Origin of the sequence: Kribbella orskensis, from assembly GCF_004342085.1 — a bacterium.
In the GTDB taxonomy this organism is placed as follows: Bacteria; Actinomycetota; Actinomycetes; order Propionibacteriales; family Kribbellaceae; genus Kribbella; species Kribbella orskensis.
Genome location: NZ_SLWM01000012.1, coordinates 33,110 through 54,173, shown reverse-complemented (window position 1 = coordinate 54,173; position 21,064 = coordinate 33,110). Strand labels below are relative to the sequence as shown.

Sequence of the window (21,064 nt, the reverse complement as noted above, 5' to 3'; positions counted from 1 at the left end):
CAATGACCCTGCAGAGCATCAACGTGAAAGGTGGACACCCGATGCACTTGGTCCGGTACCAGCTCCCAGGACAACGGCCCCAGGCCGGCGTCCTCAGTGGTGACACAGTGGCGCCGGTCGCCGGGGTCACCGGGATGGCGGAGCTCCTGCGCCTGACCGCGGACGAGCTGCGCACGGCAGTCGGCAAGACCGGCGACGAGGTGGCGGTGGCCGACGTGAAGCTGCTGCCGCCACTCGACGGACTCGGCGAGGTCTGGTGCGCGGGCGTCACCTACGAGCGCTCTCGCGGCGCCCGGATGGAGGAGAGCACCGAGCAGTCTGTCTACGACCGCGTGTACTCCGCGCCGCGGCCCGAGCTGTTCCCGAAGTCACCGGCCTGGCGGCTCGTCACGGACGGCGAGGCGATCGGGATCCGCCACGACTCCGGGCACGACGTACCGGAGCCCGAGCTGGCGGTGGTCGCGAACAGCCGCGGCGAGATCGTCGGGTTCACCATCTGCAACGACGTCAGCTCCCGGTCGATCGAGGGAGAGAACCCGCTCTACATCCCGCAGGCGAAGGTGTTCGCAGGCGGCTGCGCGCTGGCGACCGGGATCCGCCCGGCCTGGGAGATCGCGGACCCGAAGAACCTGACCATCGACCTGGTGATCCGCCGGGATGGCGCCGAGGTCTTCACCGGCACCACCTCGACCAAGCAGCTGGTCCGCGAGCTGCAGGACCTGGTGGACGTGCTGTTCGTGCCGAACGAGTTCCCCGACGGCGTCATCCTCGCGACCGGTACCGGCATCGTGCCCGAGCTGGACTTCGCGCTGCGGGCCGGCGACGTGGTCGAGATCTCGATCAGCGAGGTCGGCACGCTGACGAATACGGTGGCAGTCGGCCGGGAGCCGTTCGCCTACCTGGCCGCCCAGACCTTGGAGGAGACGCGATGATTCCGGACACCACCCCCGCCGAGCTCGAGCAGGCTCTCACCGACGCCACGGAGGCTGCCAAGCCGCTGGCCGCGTCGGAGCCCGCCGTCCGGGCGGGTTGGATCCGCGCCGTCGCCGACGCCCTCGACGCGGCCGCTGACGAGCTGGTACCGATCGCGATGCGCGAGTCGTCCCTGCCAGAGGCCCGGCTGCGGGGCGAGGTGGCTCGCAGTAGCGGCCAGCTCCGGATGTTCGCCGACGTGCTCGAAGAGGGTTCGCTGCTCGAGGTCGTCATCGACACTTCCGACCCCAACGCCAAGCCGGTACCGCGACCGGACCTCCGCCGCGTCCTGGTTCCACTCGGGCCGGTGCTGGTATTCGCCGCCAGTAACTTCCCGTTCGCGTTCAGCGTCTGCGGCGGTGACACCGCGTCGGCGCTGGCGGCCGGCTGCCCGGTGATCGTCAAGGCTCACCCGGGTCACCCGGAGCTGTCGGTGAAGACGGCCGAGGTGATGATCGAGGCCCTGCGGGCAGCGGGCGCACCGGCCGGGACCCTCGGCCTGGTCCAGGGGTATGACGTCGGCGTCACCGCACTGAAGGACCCGCGCATCACCGCTGCGGGGTTCACCGGCTCGGTACCGGCGGGCAAGGCCCTCCACGAGATCGCCGTCACCCGCCCTGAGCCGATCCCCTTCTACGGCGAGCTCGGCAGCCTCAACCCGGTCTTCGTCACCCAGGCGGCGATCGATGCTCGCGGCAACGACATTGCCACCGGGTACGTCGGGTCGTTCACGCTGGGCGTCGGGCAGTTCTGCACCAAGCCCGGGTTGCTCTTCCTGCCCGCCGGCCACGGTCTCCAGGACGCGCTGGCCGAGGCCGTCGGTGGAGTCACCGAGGCGAAGATGCTCAACGACCGGATCGCCGACGGCTTCTCGTCCGGACTCGACCGGTTGCAGAAGGTCGAGGGCATCCGGGTGGTGGCCTCCGGCGGTGCGACCCTGCTGCAGACCACGGTCGCCGAAGTCCTGGAGCGGCGCGACGAGATCCTCGAGGAGTGCTTCGGGCCGGTCTCCATCCTGGTGGAGTACGCCTCCGAGGACGAGTTGATCAGCGCCGTCGAGGCCGTCGAAGGCAACCTGACCGCGACTCTGCACGCTGAGGAGGCTGCCGATGCCGACCTGGCGCGCAAGCTGGTTCCGCTGCTGACGGAGCGCGCCGGGCGAGTGCTGTGGAACGGCTGGCCGACGGGTGTGGCCGTGTCGTGGGCCCAGCACCACGGTGGCCCGTTCCCCTCGACCGTCGGATCGATCCACACCAGCGTCGGCGTGACCGCCGCACGCCGGTTCCAGCGGCCCGTGGCCTACCAGGACACCCCGGACACGGTGCTGCCCGCAGTACTGCAGGACGCGAATCCGGCTGGGATCAGCCGCCGGGTGAACGGCGAAGTGACGACCGCGGAGGTAACTCGATGACCGACCTTCCCCCCACCAACGATCCCAACACCACGATCGGCTCCGAGGCCGACCCGCTGACCACCGACCCGGCGGGTGAGCCGACTCCCGAGAAGACCGGGCGGGCCGCCGGCGACGAGCCTGGCCGCCCTGACGGGCACATCGGCCGGCGGAGCTTCGACCACTGGTTCGGCGAGAAGGACCGGAACGGCTTCATCCACCGGTCCTGGATGCGCGCGCAGGGCTTCTCGGACGAGGTGTTCGACGGCCGTCCGGTGATCGGCATCTGCAACACCTGGTCCGAGCTGACGCCGTGCAACGCGCACCTGCGCAGGCTCGCGGAGTCGGTGAAGCGGGGTGTCTGGCAGGCCGGTGGATTCCCGCTGGAGTTCCCGGTGATGTCGCTCGGCGAGACGATGCTGCGGCCGACCGCGATGCTGTTCCGCAACCTGCTGAGCATGGACGTCGAGGAGTCGCTGCGCGGCAACCCGATCGACGGCGCGATCCTGCTGACCGGCTGCGACAAGACGACGCCGGGCTCGATCATGGGCGCCGCCTCGGTCGACCTGCCGACGCTCGTGGTGACCGGCGGCCCGATGCTGAACGGCAAGTTCCGCGGTTGCGACATCGGCTCCGGTACGGCGGTGTGGCGGTTCACCCAGGACGTCAACGCCGGGCGGATGACCCAGGAGGACTACGCCGCGGCCGAGTCCGGCATGTCCCGCAGCAACGGCCACTGCATGACCATGGGCACGGCGTCGACGATGGCCTGCATGGCCGAGGCGCTCGGGCTGCAGCTGACCGGTTCGGCGGCGATCCCCGCGGTGGACTCCCGGCGCTACGCGATCGCGCAGCAGGCCGGCCAGCGGATCGTGCAGATGGTCGAGGAAGACCTCAAGCCGAGCGACATCCTCACCCGGGACGCGTTCGCGAACGCAGTACGGGCGAACGCGGCGATCGGCGGTTCCACCAACGCGGTGATCCACCTGCTCGCGATCGCCGGCCGGGTGGGAGTGGACCTGACTCTGGACGACATGGACGAGTGGGCTCGCGGCGTACCGTGGCTGGTCGACCTGCAGCCGTCCGGCAAGTACCTGATGGAGGACTTCTACTACGCGGGCGGGCTGCCTGCGGTGATGCGGGAGATCCTGCCGCTGCTGAAGGCCGACGCGATCACCGTGACCGGCAAGAGCATCGGCGAGAACGTCGCCAACTCCGAGCGGACTGTCGACACGGACGTGATCCGGGCTGTGGGCAACCCCCTCGGCAGCGGCGCGGGAACCGCGGTACTGAAGGGGAATCTGGCTCCGGATGGTGCTGTGGTCAAGCAGTCCGCGGCGTCCGAGAGGTTGTTGCAGCATCGCGGTAAGGCGCTGGTGTTCAGCAGCATTGAGGAGTACGACAAGGCCGTCGACGACATGGATCTCGACGTCGACGAGGACACCGTTCTCGTGCTCCAGAACGCGGGGCCGCGCGGCTACCCGGGCATGCCCGAGGTCGGCAACATGACGATCCCGCGCAAGCTCGCCGAGCAGGGTGTGGACGACATGGTGCGCATCTCCGACGCGCGGATGAGCGGTACTGCGTACGGGACCGTGGTGCTGCATGTCGCGCCCGAGGCGGCTGTGGGTGGTCCGCTGGCGCTGGTTCGTACCGGCGACTGGATCGAGCTCGATGTGCCGGCACGGACGCTGCACCTGGACGTGTCCGAGGAGGAGCTGGCCAAGCGGCGGGCCGACTGGCAGGCGCCGTCGGCACCGACCGATCGCGGCTGGGCCCGGCTCTACGTCGACCACGTCACCCAGGCCAACCAGGGCTGCGATCTCGACTTCCTGGTAGGACGCACCGGGTCGGCCGTCGGCCGGCAGAGCCACTGATGTCCGGCGGGCCGGCTGACCCGTCCGCCGGGACCGGGGCCTGGGGTCCTTTCGAGGCGATCCGCGGGTTGCGCCCTGACGGTGTCATCCCGCAGGTCACCACGATCCGCCGGCTGCTGCCGGACGTCCCCACCGAGCACGATCCGTATGCCGCCGCCCAGGCAGCCCTGGCTCCACTGGCTGGTTCGGTGGCTCCAGGCGCCCGGATCGCGGTGACGGCCGGGAGCCGCGGGATCCACGATCTGGTGGTGGTCGTGCGCGCGGCTGTCGACTGGCTCCGCTCGGTCGGCGCGGAGCCGTTCGTCGTACCGGCGATGGGATCACACGGTGGAGCGACCGCCGAGGGACAGCGGGAGATGCTGGCAGGCCTCGGAGTGACACCCGAGTCGGTGGGGTGCCCGATCGAGGCGACCATGGAGACGGTTGTCGTGGGCACCTTGCCGGACGGGACTCCCGTTCACCACGATGCTGTGGCGGCCAAGTCCGATGGAGTGCTGCTGGTCAATCGGGTGAAGCCGCATACCGACTTCCATGGGCCGGTGGAGAGCGGGCTGGCCAAGATCCTGGCGATCGGGCTCGGCAACCGTCAGGGCGCCGCTGCGCTGCATGCGGGTGGGATTCCGTTGCTGGGCGCATCCATCGAGGCAGCTGCCCGGATGGTCGTCGAGACCGGCAAGGTTCTCGGTGGTCTGGCGATCCTGGAGAACGCGCAGGAGAAGACCGCTGCCGTCGAACTGGTGGTTGCCGAGGGCATCGGTCGAGCGGCCGAGATGGCGTTGCTGCAGCGGGCCGGGAGCCTGATGGCGCGGTTGCCGTTCGACTCCCTCGACGTCCTGGTCGTGGATGAGATGGGCAAGGACAAGTCGGGCGCGGGGATGGATACGAACGTGCTCGGGCGGTGCTGGGTGCACGGGATCCCCGAGTTCGAGTCGCCTTCCATCGCGACGGTGACCGTGCATCGGTTGTCGGAGGCGTCGCACGGGAACGCGTCCGGGCTGGGCCTGGCAGATGTGATGCCGGCCCGACTGCTCGAGCAGATCGACCTCCGGACGAGTTATGTGAACGCGCTGACCTCGGGAGCCGGTGGAGCACGAAGGTCCCGGCTGCCGATGGTGATGGAGGACGACGCGGCCGCAGTACTGGCTGCGGTGACTATGAGTGGGCGGCGGGACTGGTCATCGTTGCGGTTGGCCCGGATTCGGGACACGCTGTCGCCGAACGAGCTGATGGTGACGCCCGCGCTACTGACCGAGGCGGCGGACCGATTCGATCTGGAGATCGCCGGGACCGCCCGGGACCTGACCGACGCGACGGGATCGCTGACGAGCTGGGGAGAACGATGAATCTGCGGGAAGCCCGTGCACTGCTCGCCGACCGGGGCCTGGCCACGCCGCCGGCGGACTTCGCCTCGACGCGGCGGTTCGCCGACGGAGCGCAGTACAAGGTGGAGATTCCGAGCTGCGAGGGACCCGCGGTGATGCGAACCGTGCTCGACGAGGCGTCGGCGCGCGGCGTCACCGTCCACCGGGTCTCGCAGGGCAGCGGCGTGATGATGCTGACCGACGGCGAGATCGACGAGATGCTCACCCTCGGCGCCGACCACGGTGTCGAGGTCTGCCTCTTCCTCGGGCCGCGCGGCGCCTGGGACATCGGTGGCCAGGCCAAGGTCTCGGCGGCCGTCGGCGGAGTTGCTCGCGGCAACGAAATGGTTGCCGCCTCGCTGTGTGACGCGTACCGCGCGGTCGAGCTCGGCGTTCGCAGTCTGCTGGTCGGCGATCTCGGTGTGCTGGAGCTGCTCGGCCTGCTGAAGAAGGAAGGCGAGCTGCCGGCCGACCTGGTGCTGAAGACGTCCGTGCTGATGCCGTTGCCCAACGCATCGACTGCGGCACTGTACGAGCGGCTCGGCGCGACCAGCCTGAATGTGTCGACCGACCTGCCGATCGGCGTGCTGGCCGAGATCCGGGCCGTGACGACGGTACCGATCGACATGTACATCGAGGTGCCGGACGACCAGGGCGGTCACGTGCGGTTCTACGACGTACCCGATGTGGTGCGCGTGGCGGCGCCGGTCTACCTGAAGATGGGTTTGCGGAATTCCCCGAACATCTACCCTGTCGGGGCACATCTGGCCGCGACGGCCGAGGCGCTCGGGCGGGAACGGGTTCGCCGGGCCGAGCTGATCCTCCGGCTGCTCGCCGAACAGGAGGAGGAATGACCTCCGACCCGCTGATCGCGCGGCTGCGTTCTTCCCTGGGAGAGAAGGCCGTCGTCACCGATCCCGACGTACTGGACAGCCATCGCAACGACCACGCGACCTTCTGCTCGGCGGGAGTACCGCGGTTGCTGGTGCGGCCGTCTTCTACCTCGGAGGTTCAGGAGGTACTGCGGGCCGCGGGGGAGCACGGCGTACCGGTGGTCACGCAGGGCGCGCGGACCGGGTTGTCCGGGGCCGCGAATGCTCTCGACGGGTGTCTGCTGCTGTCGACGGCTCGGCTGAACCAGATCCTGGAGATCTCGGTCGAGGACCAGGTCGCCGTGGTGCAGCCGGGAGTGGTGAACTCCGAACTCTCACGAGCCGTTCTCGATCAGGGGTTGTTCTACCCGCCGGACCCGTCGTCGTGGGAGATGTCCACGATCGGCGGCAACATCGCCACCAACGCTGGCGGGTTGTGCTGCGTGAAGTACGGCGTGACGGGTGACTTCGTTCGCGGGCTCGAGGTGGTGCTCGCGTCCGGCGAGGTCGTGCGGACCGGGCGGCGGACGGTGAAGGGTGTCGCGGGGTACGACCTGACGCGGCTGATCGTCGGCTCGGAGGGGACGCTCGGTGTCGTCACGGAGGCGACTCTTGCGCTGCGTCCTGAGCCCGAGGCGGCGCTGACCGCGGCGGCCACGTTCATGTCGATCGAGGACGGGATCGCGGCCGCGGCCGCGGTGATGGCCTCGGGGCTGCGTCCTTCGTTGCTGGAGTTCCTGGACGGTCCGACGGCTCGGGCGATTCAGGATTACCGCGACATGGGATTGCCGGCGGATGTCGGCTCGCTGCTGATCGCCCAGTCGGATCGCGGTCCGCGGGCTGCTGAGGATGTTGCCGCGATCGCTGCCATCTGCGAGTCGTTCGGCGCTGTGGAGGTCGCTGTCGCCTCTGGCGCCGAGGAGTCGCGGATGCTGCTGGAGGCCCGGCGGCTGGTGAACCCGGCGCTGGAGCCACTCGGGGTGACGTTGGTGGACGACGTCGCGGTGCCGCGGAGCAAGCTCGTCGCGCTGCTGGACGGGATCGCCGCGATCGGCACGAAGTACGACGTACTGATCTGTTGCCCTGGGCATGTAGGTGACGGGAACATGCATCCCACCGTGGTGTTCGACCGCGACGATGCGGCGGCCGAGGCACGGGCGCTGGAGGCCTTCGGTGCGGTGATGGAGCTCGGGCTCTCGCTGGGCGGCACCATCACCGGCGAGCACGGCATCGGCACGCTCAAGGCTCAGTGGCTGGAACAGGAGCTCGGCCCGGTCGGGCTCGGCCTGCAACGCAAGATCAAAGAGGTCTTCGACCCGGGGCATCTGCTCAACCCGGGCAAGGTTCTGCGGCCGTTCCGGGCCTGAACGATGTGGGTTGAGATCACGCCGGACGACGGTCCGTCCGAGCTGCGCCGAAAAGCGTCGACGGTTCGGCCGTCGCCGCGTCGAGTGAGTTGGCAGCGCCAGGAGCTGACCGCGTTCGTGCACTTCGGGCCGAACACCTTCACTGGCTTGGAGTGGGGTACAGGGCTTGACGATCCGGCGGTGTTCGACCCGTCGGGGCTCGACTGCGGCCAGTGGGCGAAGGCGTTGGCTGGCGCTGAGTTCAGGAGCGTGATCCTGACCGCTAAGCACCACGACGGCTTCTGTCTTTGGCCGAGCAGGTATTTGGAGCACACTGTCGCGGCGAGCCCTTTCCGGGGCGATGTCGTGGCTGAGCTGGCGACGGCGGCCGTGGCGCATGGTCTTGCGATGGGGTTCTACCTGTCGCCGGCGGATCTGCATCAGGAGAAGGCGTCCGGCGGGTACTACGGCAACGGCAGCCCGGTGGCTGAGTCGGTCATTCCTACGCTGGTGGAGGGCGATGATCGAGCATCGCTGGTCGCGTCGGGGGAGCTGCCGGTCTTCACGTATGTCGTCGATGATTACAACCGGTTCTATCTGAACCAGTTGTACGAACTGCTTACGCAGTACGGGCCGATCGCGGAGGTCTGGCTGGATGGCGCGAATCCGACGGGGACGGCTCAGGGTTATGACTACGGCGCCTGGTTCGACCTGGTCCGTCGGCTGGCTCCGGAGGCGACGATCGCGGTTGGTGGGCCGGATGTCCGGTGGGTTGGGAACGAGAGTGGGTACGCGCGCGACAGCGAGTGGAGCGTGGTGCCTTTCACTGGAGTGCCGAGTGATCTCGGGCGGTCGATGGTCGCCGGCGAGCAGGCGGAGGACGTGGCGGGGCCTTCGCAGCTGCTGGAGGCGGACTACCTCAGGTGGTATCCGGCCGAGGTCGACGTCTCCATCCGGCCGGGGTGGTTCTATCACGCCGAAGAGGACGACCAGGTGAAGTCGGTTCCGGAGCTGCTGGACATCTATCGCAAGTCGGTCGGACGCAATGCCGTGCTGCTGCTGAACATTCCGCCGGACGGGCGTGGGTTGTTCTCCGAGACGGATGTGGCTCGCCTGACCGAGTTCGGCGCGACGGTGCGGGCGGCATATGGCACCGACCTATCCGGCTCCTTGCCTGCAGCAATCAACGTGGTGGGCTTGAGTGAGGACATCACCCAGGGACAGCAGGTGGAGTCGTTCGCCGTCGACGCGTCGATCGAGGGGGAGTGGGTGGAGATCGCCACCGGCACGACCATCGGTCACCGACGGCTCCTTCCGTTGTCCGACCCCATCGAGCCAACGGCGGTACGACTGCGGATCTTGTCGTCCCGGGCAGAGGCTCCCGTCACGCTGTCTCTTCACTTCGACCCAACGCTGTAACTCTGTCTTGTCTCCCTGCCTGGAGTCGAACCAGGGACCCAGCCTTCGGAGGGCCAGGCGTGCATCCGTCACCAGAGAGTTCGCAGTACGTCGAGCCGCTCGGTTGCGCGGCGGCTCGACGTACATCGAGGTGACTACTCCTCGACGGAGACCACACGGACCCAGTCGGAGCAGTCGCCTTCACACCAAACGTGATCGCCAGTGCGGGCGATCCGATCGCGCTGGACATGCCCACAGGCAAGCTGCACACGGCGCAAGGCGTGACCTTGCTGGACCGGAGCACCGGTCCTACCGCCAGGAATCTTCCTGCGCTTGTTTCTGAGATCGGCCATGGCCGGTCCTCCTTCCTAACTGATTGTTGATTGATGCGAAGCGGAACTCGGATTCGAACCGAGGTAACCGGGGCTGCAACCCGGCGCCTGACCACTCAGCCATACCGCCTGGTGTGCAGGAGACAGGATTCGAACCTGCTCAGCGCATGGCAACGGGGCTACAACCCGCCCCACCTCTCCCACGGTGGCGCTCCTGCTCGCTGACCTACGTACCCCGTGCCGGACTCGAACCGGCGACCTTCCGGATGAGAGCCGGACGTCCTCCCACTAGACCAACGGGGCGGGGCGGTGAGGGCGAGATTCGAACTCGCGAACCGGCCCGAAGCCGATCGACGGTTTAGCAAACCGCTGCCCCTGCCATCAGGCGGACCTCACCCGACCCGGCCGCCGTGCCCCCACGACGGCCGGGTTCTCCATGTCACCAGCGATTCCGGTGACCAGACGATGGGCCCGTCGTGTCCCCTGAGCACGACGGACCGCAGTACGGCTTCAGCCCTTGACGCAGATGACCTGCTTGAGGTGGGCGACTACCTCGACCAGGTCGGACTGGGCGGCGATGACAGACTCGATGTCCTTGTACGCAGCCGGCAGTTCGTCCAGCACACCGGCGTCCTTGCGGGACTCGACTCCAGCCGTCTGGGCGATCAGGTCGTCGACCGTGTAGCGGCGCTTCGCCTCACTGCGGCTCATCCGCCGGCCTGCCCCGTGCGAGGCCGAGTAGAAGGACTGCTCCGAGCCGAGACCGCGGACGACGTACGACCCGGTCCCCATGGAACCCGGGATCAGACCGAGATCACCCTTGCCCGCCCGGATCGCGCCCTTGCGGGTGACGAGCAGGTCGAGGTCGTCGATCGTCTCCTCCGCCACGTAGTTGTGGTGGCACGAGATCGGCTGCTCGAAGGTGATCTCCTGGACGAACGACTCCCGGACCGCCTGCATCACCAGGGCAAGCATCACCGCGCGGTTCCGCGAGGCGTACTCCTGCGCCCAGGTGAGGTCCCGCCGGTACGCCTCCATCTCCGGCGTGCCGGTCAGGAACACGGCGAGGTCGCGATCCGGCAGGTCGGCGTTGTGCGGCAGCGCCTTGGCGATCCGCATGTGCCGCTCGGCCAGTTCCTTGCCGATGTTGCGCGAACCCGAGTGCAGCATCAGCCAGACCCGGTCCTCGTCGTCCAGGCAGACCTCGATGAAGTGGTTGCCGCCACCCAGCGAACCCATCTGCTGCTGGGCCTTCTTCTCCCGGTCCTGCACCCCGTCGTGCAGGCTCGAGAACGAACCCCAGAAGCGGTCCCAGCCCCGGTCGAGCCCGAGCTTGCGGACGCTGACCGGGTACGAATGCGCCCGGAAACCGACCGGTACTGCGGCCTCGATGCGCGAGCGGATCCCCGACAGGTCGTCCGGGAGGTCTGCCGCGGTCAGCGAGGTGAGCACGCCTTCCATGCCGCAGCCGATGTCCACCCCGACGGCTGCCGGCGAAACGGCCTGGTACATCGCGATCACCGAGCCGACCGTCGCGCCCTTGCCGAGGTGCACATCCGGCATCACCCGCACGCCGTGGACCCACGGCAGCGCCGCGATGTTCCGCAGCTGCTGCAGCGCCTGCGCCCCGACCTCATGCTCCTGAGCCCACATCAGAGTGGAGCTCTTGGCCCCACTCAGCGGGACCGGGTACTGAACGTTCATCTCCCCACTCCTCTTGTCTGGTTGCGGTGAGCCTGGGATTTGAACCCAGACATCCTGTGAAGGATCGGCCGTTTTCGAGACGGCTGCCGGTAGGCCTGCGCTCGGCTTAGCTCACCTGGCGTGGAGATCCCGGGTGTCGAACCCGGTGAGGCGACCTTGCAAGGGTCACCCGCGTGCCGACGCGATCCCCGTACGGCGCACCACCTGAGCACGCCGCACCACCTGTTCAGCGCAGCACCCGAAGATGCGGTACGGCGTGCTCGGAAACTCTTTACGCTGTACAGAGCTGCCAGGGCAGGGCTCGAACCTGCGGGACCTCGGGTCAGAACCGAGGGTGGGACACCGACGCCCACCTGGCACCGCTCTGACGCGGCACCGGTGGGCGGCGCGTCAGAGAGCTAGCTCCGCACGGGAAGGGATCCACGGCTGCCACAACAGCGGCATCCCGGCTTCCTCGGGCGTGCGGCAGCCCTTCTTCTCGTTGCAGGACGCGTGGGCCGCGACAGCGTTCAGCCACTCACCACGCCCGCCCCGGGACCGAGGTACGACGTGATCCATCGTGGTGGCGCCGGCTTGGCCGCAGTACGCGCAACGGAACTTGTCCCGCTTGAGAACGCCGGCCCGGGTGTACTGGAGCCGACCCGACGCATACCGCCACTTCGTCACGACGTACCGGACCAGTCGCAGCACACGGGGGAGGGGGAACGGGCCGATGCTGGCGCCGTCATGCGCCTCCTCGACCACGGCGACCTCCCGGACGAGCATCCGGATGGCGTGCTGGATCGACACGACGTGGAGCTGCTCATATGAGGCGTTGAGCACTATGACACCGCTCATGCTTGGTTCCTCCTCTCATCCAGTGTGCCCGACAGTTACTCGCGGGGTCAGGTATCTCGGTGCGGCTCCGGTACTGCGGGCCGCCGGATGCTGCTGCTCGTAGGGTGCGGCTCCAGGGACTCGAACCCTGAACCTTCTGGTCCTAAGCCAGACGCCTCTTCCAATTGGGCCAGAGCCGCTCAGCCCGTACTGCGGCCCGCCGGTGGGCGGCGATACGCAGTACTGGGCGGTCCGCCGGCTGGTCCCGCCGGCGCGGGGGTTTCGTAGTACGGGGTGCTGGGGTGTCCGGCGGGGCTCGAACCCGCTTTCTCCGGGTCCACATCCCGGCGCATCGCCCGCTTCTGCTTCGGACACAGCACGCCCGGCAGGACTCGAACCTGCAACCTCCTGCTTCGTAGGCAGGTGCCCTCTCCAGTTGAGCCACGGGCGTTCACCGCACCCTGCGCCGGATGGACTGCGGATTTCCGGCGCAGGGCACGTCTGTCGACCGGCTTCGGGCGGACTCTGGGCGAGCCGCCGGTACCGATCAGGTTGGTCCGGCCTGAGTTCGGCCGGCGCCGTTTGGGGCGCCCGCTCGGCCGGTAGCTGAGCATGCTGCGGGCGCCTGGTCGAGCTGGGGAGACTCGAACTCCCGATGACCTCAACCCAAATGAGGTGGCCTGGCCGCTGGCCTACAGCTCGCTCTCCCCGATGCCTTCGCCGGCATCGGGGAATTGCAATGGCATATCCAGTTGTCAATTGATCAATTCGCCGCTCGTAAGCGTCGACAAAAGCATCGGTGGAGGGAATCGAACCCTCTAGGCGCGGGTTTGGAATCCGGTCCGCTTCCAAAGCTCACCGACGACGACAGGCAAAAAGAAAGAGCCGCCTCGGTCGGGTTTCCCGACTCAGGCGGCTCCTGATGATCCTTGTGGAGATCACACAGGCGGACCGCCGTGACTCGGGCTCGGGCTCGCGTCGGGGCGCTGGGTGTAGAGGTATTCGTGCAGGGATCGCAGACACACCGGCATGGCGACGCGCTCGAGGCGCCACGCCCTGGTGAGGTTCTGCTTGCCGAACACGGTGGTCTCCTTGGTCTGTTGTCCTTGCGGGCATTAGTTTCACCCGCAACCGTTGCCTAAGTCAATGCATTTCTCGGACTTCTTATTCCCAGGTATTTCTTCCGGTGTCGGACGGCCGGTACGACGCGCCTGCCGCCGCGGTGGTTCCGGGATTGTCGGTGGAGTCTGTTGCGGTGGAGCGATGACTGTTCTGGTTCTCGGTTCACCGGCTCGACCGGCTGCCGCGTGACCCGTCAGTTCAGGGAACGCGGCTCACCGCCCGAGCCACCTCACGCCACGGCGAGGTCGTTTTCGACTGGTCTCCTCCTGACACCTGGGTCCCGGCCCTGACCGACGTCTCGGCGATCCTGGCCGGCGAACTCGTCATACCGCTCGCAGACCAACGCCAGGCCTTCGTCGACGCCCGAAGACATCGCCGCAGTCGCCGTCGAGGCCCTCCTAGGCCCCGACCACGCCGCCAAGACCTACGAAGTCACCGGCCCCGACGCCCTGACCTACATCGAAGGCGTAACGATCATCTCGGAGTCCACCGGACACCCCCATCCACTACAAAGGGTCACCTGCCGACTACAAGGCAGCCTAACCCCGCCGCCACCGCCCCAGAAACCGCCTACTTCACCAACCAACTAAAACTAGGCGACGCCACCCCACACCCACCGTCCAACGGCCTAACCGGCCGCATACCCAATCCCTTCGTCGCATACGCCACCACTGCTGCCGCCGCAGGCGCCTGGGACGACCAACCCCCGAACCAGGCCCGGCGCCGACAGGACCACCCGGCCGACGACTGCTGGCTGTCGGGCAGCTGCCGCCGATCCGCCGCAGCGTCCGCGCCGACCAGTCGCGACGGTCCCAGGGTGCGCGACCGACGGCCGAGTGAGTACGCCGCGCCGGCCCCGCCGGTGAGCCATGGCCGCCGTGCCGGGTGAGCCTCCCCGAGGCCGACGGCTCAGGATGAGGTATCCGATTCGGAATCCTCCCGCCCTCCCGCTACACTCTTGCATCGGCCCTAGGGCCACCGCCGCCTTAGCTCAGTCGGCAGAGCGTCTCACTCGTAATGAGAAGGTCGTCGGTTCGATTCCGACAGGCGGCTCCACCTCTGACCTGCGGAAACGCAGGGCCCCGCCCTCCTCCGGGCAGGGTTCGTGGAGCCATTCGTGGATCCAGTGGCCTCTACGATGCGAGCTGTGTCGAAGAAGCCCAGTCCGAAGATGCGACAGCCAGGCGGGATCAACCCGCTGCCCTCCGGCTCGCTGAGGGTCCGCGTGTACGCCGGAATCGACCCGGTTAAGAAGCACAAGATGTACCTGGAGGAGACGGTCCCCGCTGGGCCGGACGCCCAGGCGAAGGCTGAGGCTCTGCGGGCAGAGTTCGTCGCCGAGGTCTACCAACGTCGCCACCCCCGCACTGATGCCACCGTCGAGCAGCTACTCGAACGGCATTTGAAGGATGGGATCTTCGGCACGAAGACGTTGAAGAACTACCGAGGCCAGGCGGACAAGCACATCGTGCCGTGCATCGGATTCACTAAGGTCCGCCGAGTCGATGCTGAGATCATCGAGTCGTTCTACTCGGAGCTTCGCCGATGCAACGATCACTGCGAGGGGAAACCCCGCACCGATCACCGAACGGGCCTTGCACATGAGTGCGACAGCCGCTGCAAGCCCCACAAGTGCACCCCACTGAAGGAATCCAGCATCCTCTACATTCACCAGATCCTCAGTGGAGCCTTCCGCCGGGCAGTCCGCTACAAGTGGATTTCGATCAACCCTATGGACTTCGCGGAGGCGCCGGCCGCGCCGAAGCCGAAGGCTCGGCCGCCATCGGTGTCCGAGACTGCGCGCATCCTTACCGAAGCGTGGAAGGATCCGGACTGGGGGACGCTGATCTGGCTGACGATGATGGGCGGCAATCGACGGGGGGAGCTCTGCGGCATCCGCTGGAGACATGTGGACCTTGAGCGTGAGGTCATCCACGTGCAGCGGGCGATCGGGCAATACGGCGGCGAGACTTGGGAGAGCGACACCAAGTCCGAGAGTGACCGCAGAGTTGTGCTGGATCCGGAGACGGTGGCAGTACTTCAGGAGCACCATGAGCGGTGCGCGCAGCGTGCCACTGCAAGCGGAGCGAAGCTTTCGGACGATGCCTTCGTGTTCTCGCGTGAGCCGGACGGGTCTCGCCATCTGCGGCCCGACTCGGTGACTCAGCGCTTCGGTCGGCTAGTCAACCGTCTTGGGATCGTTACGTCGATTCACAAGCTTCGGTCCTACAACGCGACTGAACTGATCTCAGCCGGATTTGACCTCCGAATCGTCGCCGGTCGCCTTGGGCACGGATCCGGAGGCGTCACCACCATGCGGCACTACGTCCCTTGGGTCTCGGAGGCGGACCAGAGGGCGGCCGGGCCCATGGCTGTGCGGGCTCCTCTGCGCCCGCAGGCAGGCACTCTGCCGCCAATGGTGATGTTCGAGCCAACGCATCCCTTCGAGCACATCGCTGTCCAATTGCGCGATGACATCTACCAGGGGCGGCTGCCGATCGGCTCCGCGATTCCTTCAGTAGCGGACTTAGCGCAGGATCGAGGCGTCGCGCGGTCGACTATTCATCGCGCTCTGCATCTGCTCAAGCAGTGGGGACTGGTTCGGGTTGAGCCGGCGAGGCCGACTCTGGTCCTTCCATCAGCACCGCCCGCCGGCCAGTTGTCGCCGGTCGATGTCAGTGTGCCTGGCGAAGCTGTCGCTGACGGCGACGACATCCGCCCTCCTCGACAGATACTCGAGTTGGAGGTCCGCAAGCTCGGCACTTCCATGACGACACTCAGGGCGAAAGTTGCGGCAGACGATGACGATTCGCTCCACCGTTTGCTGGTCGGTGCGGTTAAGCGGCACGGCGGCCTCCCATCAGAGATTGAAGACTATGAGCTTGTTGTGCGGGTGCCGGGAGGCGTCGAGATCCTGACTACTTACGTCGCGCTGGCCCCCTGACCCGCAGCACTCGGAGCCGAGGTGGGCCGGAGGCTTCCACCCACCCGCCGGAGTCTCTGGCTGTCGAGGTTAGGCGTTGATCCAGTCGCAGCAGCAGATGTAGTGGCAGTGATGACCTCACAGATCAACTCCGGGGCGTCTTGGTGAACACGGTGCCCCGCTTCGTGTGCGACCACTAGCTGCCCCTGCCAGCGTCTCGCGTGATTCAGCTGTGCCAGCTGCCAGCGCTGGTCTACTTCTGAGAGCGACAGCGGCGCATAGAGGGCAGGCTGTTCAGCTTCGAACCACCGCCAGATCGCGCTGCTGACCACCGTCGTGGGAGGGCAGAACGTTGGCGCCGATGAAGCGTATTCCTCAGCGCTCGCGGCGACGTCCCAGATCCAGCCTTGGCCCGGTCGAATGCTGATGGCGTCATCGAGGAATTGCCGAGGCGGTTCGATCTGAAGGTTCAGGGTCGGGTCCACCGCGTCTACCAACACCAGGCCCGCTACGAGCGTTGGCCAACGGATCGAGAATGCGTCTGCAATCTGCCCGCCGACCGAGTGCCCGACGAGAATGAACGGAGGTTCGATCCGTAGTTCGTCTAGCAGCGCCCGCAGCTGGGATGCTGCCCAACTCGCCGGCTGTGGGGAGCGCAGATCGGCGGGGTTCAGTTGCCCGCTATTGCCGATGCCGGCGCGATCGTACGCGACGAGTCGCCGACCATCTGTGAGCCCCGAAGTGACGGCCTGCCAGACCTCGGCGCCGTCGCCAAGGCCGCTGACGAAGATCACAGGTGGTGAGCCACTGCCGGATTGATACACGGCCAGGCTGCTCCCCTGGACCTCTACTTTTCGCAGCTTAGCGAGACTCGTCGTCATCGGTCCAAGTTAGCGTGGGCGCTCGGAATCGCATAGAATCGCATACCGATCAGCGACGGGATGGTTAGATGGCGGACGACGCTCCCTTGGACAAGCGGCGGAAGCTCGGTCGCGAGTTGAAGATCCTCCGACAACGAGCTGGTCTCACAGGGCCCGAGCTTGCGAAGCTGATCGGCACTACGCAGACGCGAGTCAGTCGGATCGAGAACGCCGTCGTAAAGCCGAAGCTTGCTGATGTCCAGGCATGGGCGGCCCTCGCTTCACTCGTGGGTCACGAACGCGATGCCCTTCTCAAGCTTGCTGAGGAGGCACTCACAGAGGTGTCTGAGTGGCAGGCTGTGCTAAAAGGCTCACTCGCAGGGCGCCAGCGGGAGCTGATGGCGACCGACAAGGTGGCGCGCGAGATTCGTCATTTCCAGCCGTATCTGGTCCCGGGGCCGTTCCAGACCGCCGACTACGCTCGGGCAGCGATCACCGGGGGAAACCTGACAGAGGCGATCGACGTTGAGCAGGCCGTCCTGGACCGGATGGAACGAGGTCGCCGGATCCTTGAGACCAGTAGTCCCCGGTATGACGCGATTCTGATGGAGGCCGGCATCCGGTGGCGGCCGAAGGGATGCCCGCCCGGCACGCGCTCGTCGCAATGGCGCAAGCTCATTGAGTTCAGTGCCGCCGAGCACATCGATATCCGAATCATTCCGCTGGATGCTGAGCTGGTGGTCGCCCCGATGATCGGCTTCGTGATGGTTACGTTGATCGACCCAGCCGAGCCGCAGGTTGTCCGGATGGAGACACCGGCCGCGCATATGGCGTTCTCGGGTGCCGACCAGGTCGCGGCATTTGAGTTGGTCTGGTCGCGAATGTCCGACGCCGCGCTAGATCCAGACGAATCGATTACGCTGCTGAGGCAACTAATTCGGACGGAAGGAAAAGTCAATGATTGAAGGAACTACGCCGATCCCGGCCGTTACCGAGTTCTCAGGGTGGCGAAAGAGCAACACGAGCGATGACGGTGCCTGCGTTTACATCGCCGACGGGCCGGGCGGCTGGGTCGCTCTCCGCGACAGCGATGACCCATCAGGCGCAGTCGTAAGAATCCCGCGCAAGTCCTGGGACAACATGGTGCTCGGGATTCAGAACGGTTCTCTCGCCCCGGCCGAGATGTAATGCCGAGCGTCGAGGGTGCGAGGCGCCAGCCAGGCCAGCTCCAAGAGCGTCGGAGTCGTCGACTCCTGCTCTCTGCGGCTGGTGTCTCGTCCCTCGGCGACGGTATGTGGACCGCTTCGGTACCTCTCGCAGCTGTGGCGATCGATCGGTCGGCTTCCTCGGTAGCTGCTGTGTCCGCGGTTGCCTTGCTGCCGTGGCTGGCGGTTGCCCCAGTAGCCGGAGCACTTGTGGATCGCTGGCCGACCCGAAGGGTCATGATCGTCAGTGATCTCGGACGTGCCGGCGTCATCGCAGCTCTAGTACTGGCGTTCTTCACCGAGTCGGTCTCAGTGCCACTCCTCGCAGTCACCGCTTTCGTTGTCGTTACGGGATCAATCTTCCATGGGGCAGCTCAGCAATCCCTAGTGGCCGATCTCACTGACGAATCCGACGCTGTCCGCGACTCTATGAACGCCAGAATGTCCACGCTCGATGTCGGCGGCGCGTCGCTAGCCGGGCCGCCGACCGGATCAGCGGCCTTCGCCGCCTTCACTTGGTTACCGTTCCTAGCGGACGCCCTATCCTTCGCGTTCTCGTCGGCATGTGTACTGGCCATACGAACTGATCAGAAGCAGCCACCAGCCGCGCCCCGGGAATCGGTACGCAGTGCGATCCGGATAGGCGTCGCATTCCTGATGCGACACCGCGAGCTGAGGACTCTGGCCGTCCTCACCGGGGCGGCCAACCTCACTACCAACTGCGCATTTGTCGTCCTCGTCCTCTATGCCAGCGATCCCGTCGGCTTAAATTTGAAGCCGGCCCAGTACGGGTTCCTGCTCACCGCCCTGGCTATCGGCGGCGTCGTCGCAGGGCCGCTTGCCCCACGGTTGCTTGCGCGATGGGGAGCGAGCAGAGTGGTCGGAGCCACACTCCTGACGCGAACGCTGGTCTGGCCAGCCATCGCAATCACTCACGAGCCAGTCGTTGCCGCACTAGCCCTCATGGCCGCTGGCCTCGCCTCGACCTTCGTCACGGTAACAGTCACCTCGGCCCGTCAGAAGCTGAGCCCGCGGCCGATGCTTGGGCGCGTAGTCACGGCATTCCGGACAATCGGCAACGGCGCCGCACCAGTCGGCGCGCTGCTCGGCGGGATTCTCGCTGAGCTTGTTGGCCTCCGGGGAACCCTCGTCTCGGCGGGCGTGCTCCTGGCGGTCGTGTCGGCTCTCCTTCTTCCGCGACTACTCCGGTCGGAGACGCTCCGGTAGAGCTTCCTTCCCGCCTCACAGAGAGGCTGACGATCCGCGAGTACAGGTCGCAAATCACCGATTCCCCGCCTAGCCATGCCAGGACTGGAAGACATGTTCGATCTGACTCGATCGTGCGGTGTACCTCGACTGCGTTGACCGGTTCCGGGTAGCCTTCCCCGCGGTGGGCTGGCAGCCCTTGCGCGGAAGCGAGTACATCGTGGCCTCAGAACAATCGACGACTGCATCGGGCGGCGCTCGCGTCGTCTTCAACCCAGTCGAAGACGACGAAGAAGACACGTACGTCGACAGCGTCGGGGGCTACGGTGGCCACTCAGTACAAGTCGTGGAGCACGGTTGGATTGTCCGACCCAAGCATCACAGCTTCATAGCGATCGAACGAGTCGTAGCCGCTGCCGATCTCGACAGTCTGCGTGAAGCCGTAGCCGATGACAGGCGATGCTGCTCAAGCTCACCGGAGTCCATCTACATCGCACTAGCGGACGACCCGGACTTCCACGCATTGTCCTCCGACTACGACGACATACATCTGGAGGTCGATACCGATCGGGTTGTCGCTGTCGCCGGTGCTCACACGCGGCGTCTGCCTCCCTGGTCCACTGCGGAGCTCACGGAGCTCCTCACTCCCGCCGTTCGGGAGTACGGATGCGTCGTGCGTGACGTGACCTTCGAGAGCTTCGGCGGTGATCTGGCGTCGTATGAGGGAATGGGCCTGCCCCCGGAGGAGGTCGAACGTATGCGGGAGAGCATTCAAGCCGAACCGCATGACATCCGGGTCGAGATCGAAGCCGTCCTGCCGGCCACGGCGGAGCGACTGATACTGGCCGCCCGGGACGCCTCCGCGCTACTTGACGCCTACAAGGGTGGCCCGCTGAATGCGGGAACGGTCCGGAACCTCTTGCGCGCCGGGAAGGCTTCGCTACTCAGCGTCCAGCCTGAGTCTGATTGGCTGGAGGTCAAGAGCGCCCCCTACAACATCCACCTACCCGGTGACCCAGGTGTCCGGTCGAAGATTGAACTGGCGCAGGATGTCGCCCGATTCGCAAACGGGGACGTCGATGCACTGCTCCTGATCGGATTCAAAGAGACCAAGCGCGATGGACGTTCGGTCGTGGGCAAAGCCTCACCGGCGTCGACATCGATCCTCGATGTCGACAGATACAGAGGCGTTATAGATGAGCGGGTGATACCCCCGATTGACGGGTTGACCCTCGAAGTGGTCCACACCGCAGACGACAAAGGAATCATGATCATCGGCGTGCCTGCTCAGGCACCGGAACTCCAGCCTTTTCTTGTTCACGGAGCGATCGTGGGGGACAAGGTAGAGGGCGCATTCATTAGCGTTGTACGACGCCGCGGTGAAGGAAGCATCACGACCAAGGCGGCGCAGCTCCATGCGTATATCGTTGCTGGCCGGGCGTTTCTGAAGGACCACTGACAGCCCCACGACCAGGCGTCGCCAGCCCGGACTGCCTGCCGGTGGGGCCACACCGCCTCGACGCTGTGCGGGGGCAGCCACTCCCTCGCGGTGACGCGAGTCGGGGCTGGCGACATGAACAGTTTGTCCCGGACTAGTGCCGCCCTTCGGGGGGATCCATTGTCGAGATTCGCTAGATCTTAGGTCTCGGTCGCCCTATCTCAGAAGTGTTCTGAGGCTGG

The 21,064-nt window shown here is 66.5% G+C and carries 16 protein-coding genes and 9 tRNA genes; 13 read left to right on the top strand and 12 right to left on the bottom strand.

Going from position 1 to position 21,064, the window contains the following annotated elements:
* The first annotated feature begins 2 nt into the window (after positions 1 to 2).
* The 7 genes from EV644_RS27585 to EV644_RS27555 are packed head-to-tail and all read left to right on the top strand — an operon-like array spanning position 3 to position 9,237.
* The gene (locus EV644_RS27585) at positions 3 to 932 is read left to right on the top strand and encodes a fumarylacetoacetate hydrolase family protein (RefSeq protein ID WP_241998894.1); all 930 of its coding nucleotides are present in this window, start codon (positions 3 to 5) and stop codon (positions 930 to 932) included.
* On the top strand, positions 929 to 2,383 hold the full coding sequence (locus EV644_RS27580) for an aldehyde dehydrogenase (NADP(+)) (protein WP_132191869.1): 1,455 nt from the start codon (positions 929 to 931) through the stop codon (positions 2,381 to 2,383). Before EV644_RS27585 ends, EV644_RS27580 begins: the two co-directional genes overlap by 4 nt.
* The gene (locus EV644_RS27575; protein ID WP_241998893.1) at positions 2,380 to 4,239 is read left to right on the top strand and encodes an IlvD/Edd family dehydratase; all 1,860 of its coding nucleotides are present in this window, start codon (positions 2,380 to 2,382) and stop codon (positions 4,237 to 4,239) included. The genes EV644_RS27580 and EV644_RS27575 overlap by 4 nt, the downstream gene beginning before the upstream one ends.
* Complete coding sequence (locus EV644_RS27570; protein ID WP_132191868.1) at positions 4,239 to 5,582, top strand: nickel pincer cofactor-dependent isomerase, group 22; 1,344 nt, start codon at positions 4,239 to 4,241, stop codon at positions 5,580 to 5,582. The genes EV644_RS27575 and EV644_RS27570 overlap by 1 nt, the downstream gene beginning before the upstream one ends.
* Positions 5,579 to 6,454 carry a hypothetical protein gene (locus tag EV644_RS27565; protein WP_132191867.1) on the top strand — a complete coding sequence of 292 codons (876 nt, stop codon included), beginning with the start codon at positions 5,579 to 5,581 and terminating at the stop codon, positions 6,452 to 6,454. Before EV644_RS27570 ends, EV644_RS27565 begins: the two co-directional genes overlap by 4 nt.
* On the top strand, positions 6,451 to 7,839 hold the full coding sequence (locus EV644_RS27560) for an FAD-binding oxidoreductase (RefSeq protein ID WP_132191866.1): 1,389 nt from the start codon (positions 6,451 to 6,453) through the stop codon (positions 7,837 to 7,839). The genes EV644_RS27565 and EV644_RS27560 overlap by 4 nt, the downstream gene beginning before the upstream one ends.
* Positions 7,840 to 7,842: 3 nt before the next feature.
* The gene (locus tag EV644_RS27555) at positions 7,843 to 9,237 is read left to right on the top strand and encodes an alpha-L-fucosidase (RefSeq protein WP_132191865.1); all 1,395 of its coding nucleotides are present in this window, start codon (positions 7,843 to 7,845) and stop codon (positions 9,235 to 9,237) included.
* Between the two features lie 370 nt (positions 9,238 to 9,607).
* Here EV644_RS27555 and EV644_RS27545 read toward each other — a convergent pair.
* From EV644_RS27545 to EV644_RS44715, 11 genes are all read right to left on the bottom strand, one after another.
* Positions 9,608 to 9,678 (bottom strand) — tRNA-Cys (locus tag EV644_RS27545).
* Between the two features lie 5 nt (positions 9,679 to 9,683).
* A tRNA-Tyr gene (locus tag EV644_RS44720) sits at positions 9,684 to 9,766 on the bottom strand.
* A gap of 13 nt (positions 9,767 to 9,779) precedes the next feature.
* Positions 9,780 to 9,851 (bottom strand) — tRNA-Glu (locus EV644_RS27540).
* Between the two features lie 4 nt (positions 9,852 to 9,855).
* Positions 9,856 to 9,945, bottom strand: a tRNA-Ser gene (locus EV644_RS27535).
* Positions 9,946 to 10,058: 113 nt separating this feature from the next.
* Positions 10,059 to 11,252: an RtcB family protein gene (locus EV644_RS27530; protein WP_132191863.1), complete on the bottom strand. Its 1,194-nt coding sequence runs from the start codon at positions 11,250 to 11,252 to the stop codon at positions 10,059 to 10,061.
* A gap of 390 nt (positions 11,253 to 11,642) precedes the next feature.
* Positions 11,643 to 12,089 carry an HNH endonuclease gene (locus EV644_RS27525; RefSeq protein ID WP_132191862.1) on the bottom strand — a complete coding sequence of 149 codons (447 nt, stop codon included), beginning with the start codon at positions 12,087 to 12,089 and terminating at the stop codon, positions 11,643 to 11,645.
* Between the two features lie 105 nt (positions 12,090 to 12,194).
* Positions 12,195 to 12,268, bottom strand: a tRNA-Leu gene (locus EV644_RS27520).
* A 98-nt stretch (positions 12,269 to 12,366) separates the two neighbouring features.
* Positions 12,367 to 12,443: transfer RNA gene (locus EV644_RS27515), tRNA-His, on the bottom strand.
* A gap of 2 nt (positions 12,444 to 12,445) precedes the next feature.
* Positions 12,446 to 12,519: transfer RNA gene (locus EV644_RS27510), tRNA-Arg, on the bottom strand.
* Between the two features lie 175 nt (positions 12,520 to 12,694).
* Positions 12,695 to 12,770: transfer RNA gene (locus tag EV644_RS27505), tRNA-Pro, on the bottom strand.
* 236 nt (positions 12,771 to 13,006) lie between these two features.
* The gene (locus EV644_RS44715) at positions 13,007 to 13,150 is read right to left on the bottom strand and encodes a hypothetical protein (protein WP_158292939.1); all 144 of its coding nucleotides are present in this window, start codon (positions 13,148 to 13,150) and stop codon (positions 13,007 to 13,009) included.
* A 1,020-nt stretch (positions 13,151 to 14,170) separates the two neighbouring features.
* On the opposite strand from EV644_RS44715, the gene EV644_RS27500 reads away from it, so the two are divergent.
* Positions 14,171 to 14,246: transfer RNA gene (locus EV644_RS27500), tRNA-Thr, on the top strand.
* 91 nt (positions 14,247 to 14,337) lie between these two features.
* Complete coding sequence (locus EV644_RS27495) at positions 14,338 to 16,134, top strand: tyrosine-type recombinase/integrase (protein WP_199240026.1); 1,797 nt, start codon at positions 14,338 to 14,340, stop codon at positions 16,132 to 16,134.
* Here EV644_RS27495 and EV644_RS27490 read toward each other — a convergent pair.
* A complete protein-coding gene (locus tag EV644_RS27490) occupies positions 16,113 to 16,994 on the bottom strand; it encodes an alpha/beta fold hydrolase (protein WP_132191861.1) in 882 nt (293 codons plus the stop codon). The two genes, EV644_RS27495 and EV644_RS27490, sit on opposite strands and share 22 nt — an antisense overlap.
* 68 nt (positions 16,995 to 17,062) lie before the next feature.
* Between EV644_RS27490 and EV644_RS27485 the strand changes: the two genes are divergently transcribed.
* From EV644_RS27485 to EV644_RS27470, 4 genes are all read left to right on the top strand, one after another.
* Positions 17,063 to 17,938: a helix-turn-helix domain-containing protein gene (locus EV644_RS27485; protein ID WP_132191860.1), complete on the top strand. Its 876-nt coding sequence runs from the start codon at positions 17,063 to 17,065 to the stop codon at positions 17,936 to 17,938.
* The gene (locus tag EV644_RS27480; protein WP_132191859.1) at positions 17,931 to 18,161 is read left to right on the top strand and encodes a DUF397 domain-containing protein; all 231 of its coding nucleotides are present in this window, start codon (positions 17,931 to 17,933) and stop codon (positions 18,159 to 18,161) included. The genes EV644_RS27485 and EV644_RS27480 overlap by 8 nt, the downstream gene beginning before the upstream one ends.
* On the top strand, positions 18,161 to 19,405 hold the full coding sequence (locus EV644_RS27475) for an MFS transporter (protein WP_132191858.1): 1,245 nt from the start codon (positions 18,161 to 18,163) through the stop codon (positions 19,403 to 19,405). The genes EV644_RS27480 and EV644_RS27475 overlap by 1 nt, the downstream gene beginning before the upstream one ends.
* A gap of 118 nt (positions 19,406 to 19,523) precedes the next feature.
* Positions 19,524 to 20,843, top strand: a complete 1,320-nt coding sequence (locus EV644_RS27470; protein ID WP_132191857.1) for a hypothetical protein — start codon at positions 19,524 to 19,526, stop codon at positions 20,841 to 20,843.
* The last annotated feature ends 221 nt before the right edge of the window (positions 20,844 to 21,064 follow it).

Coding starts and splice junctions, on each gene's coding strand:
- EV644_RS27585 (WP_241998894.1), top strand. CDS start 3: ATGACCCTGCAGAGCATCAACGTGAAAGGTGGACACCCGATGCACTTG.
- EV644_RS27580 (WP_132191869.1), top strand. CDS start 929: ATGATTCCGGACACCACCCCCGCCGAGCTCGAGCAGGCTCTCACCGAC.
- EV644_RS27575 (WP_241998893.1), top strand. CDS start 2,380: ATGACCGACCTTCCCCCCACCAACGATCCCAACACCACGATCGGCTCC.
- EV644_RS27570 (WP_132191868.1), top strand. CDS start 4,239: ATGTCCGGCGGGCCGGCTGACCCGTCCGCCGGGACCGGGGCCTGGGGT.
- EV644_RS27565 (WP_132191867.1), top strand. CDS start 5,579: ATGAATCTGCGGGAAGCCCGTGCACTGCTCGCCGACCGGGGCCTGGCC.
- EV644_RS27560 (WP_132191866.1), top strand. CDS start 6,451: ATGACCTCCGACCCGCTGATCGCGCGGCTGCGTTCTTCCCTGGGAGAG.
- EV644_RS27555 (WP_132191865.1), top strand. CDS start 7,843: ATGTGGGTTGAGATCACGCCGGACGACGGTCCGTCCGAGCTGCGCCGA.
- EV644_RS27530 (WP_132191863.1), bottom strand. CDS start 11,252: ATGAACGTTCAGTACCCGGTCCCGCTGAGTGGGGCCAAGAGCTCCACT.
- EV644_RS27525 (WP_132191862.1), bottom strand. CDS start 12,089: ATGAGCGGTGTCATAGTGCTCAACGCCTCATATGAGCAGCTCCACGTC.
- EV644_RS27490 (WP_132191861.1), bottom strand. CDS start 16,994: ATGACGACGAGTCTCGCTAAGCTGCGAAAAGTAGAGGTCCAGGGGAGC.
- EV644_RS27485 (WP_132191860.1), top strand. CDS start 17,063: ATGGCGGACGACGCTCCCTTGGACAAGCGGCGGAAGCTCGGTCGCGAG.
- EV644_RS27480 (WP_132191859.1), top strand. CDS start 17,931: ATGATTGAAGGAACTACGCCGATCCCGGCCGTTACCGAGTTCTCAGGG.
- EV644_RS27475 (WP_132191858.1), top strand. CDS start 18,161: ATGCCGAGCGTCGAGGGTGCGAGGCGCCAGCCAGGCCAGCTCCAAGAG.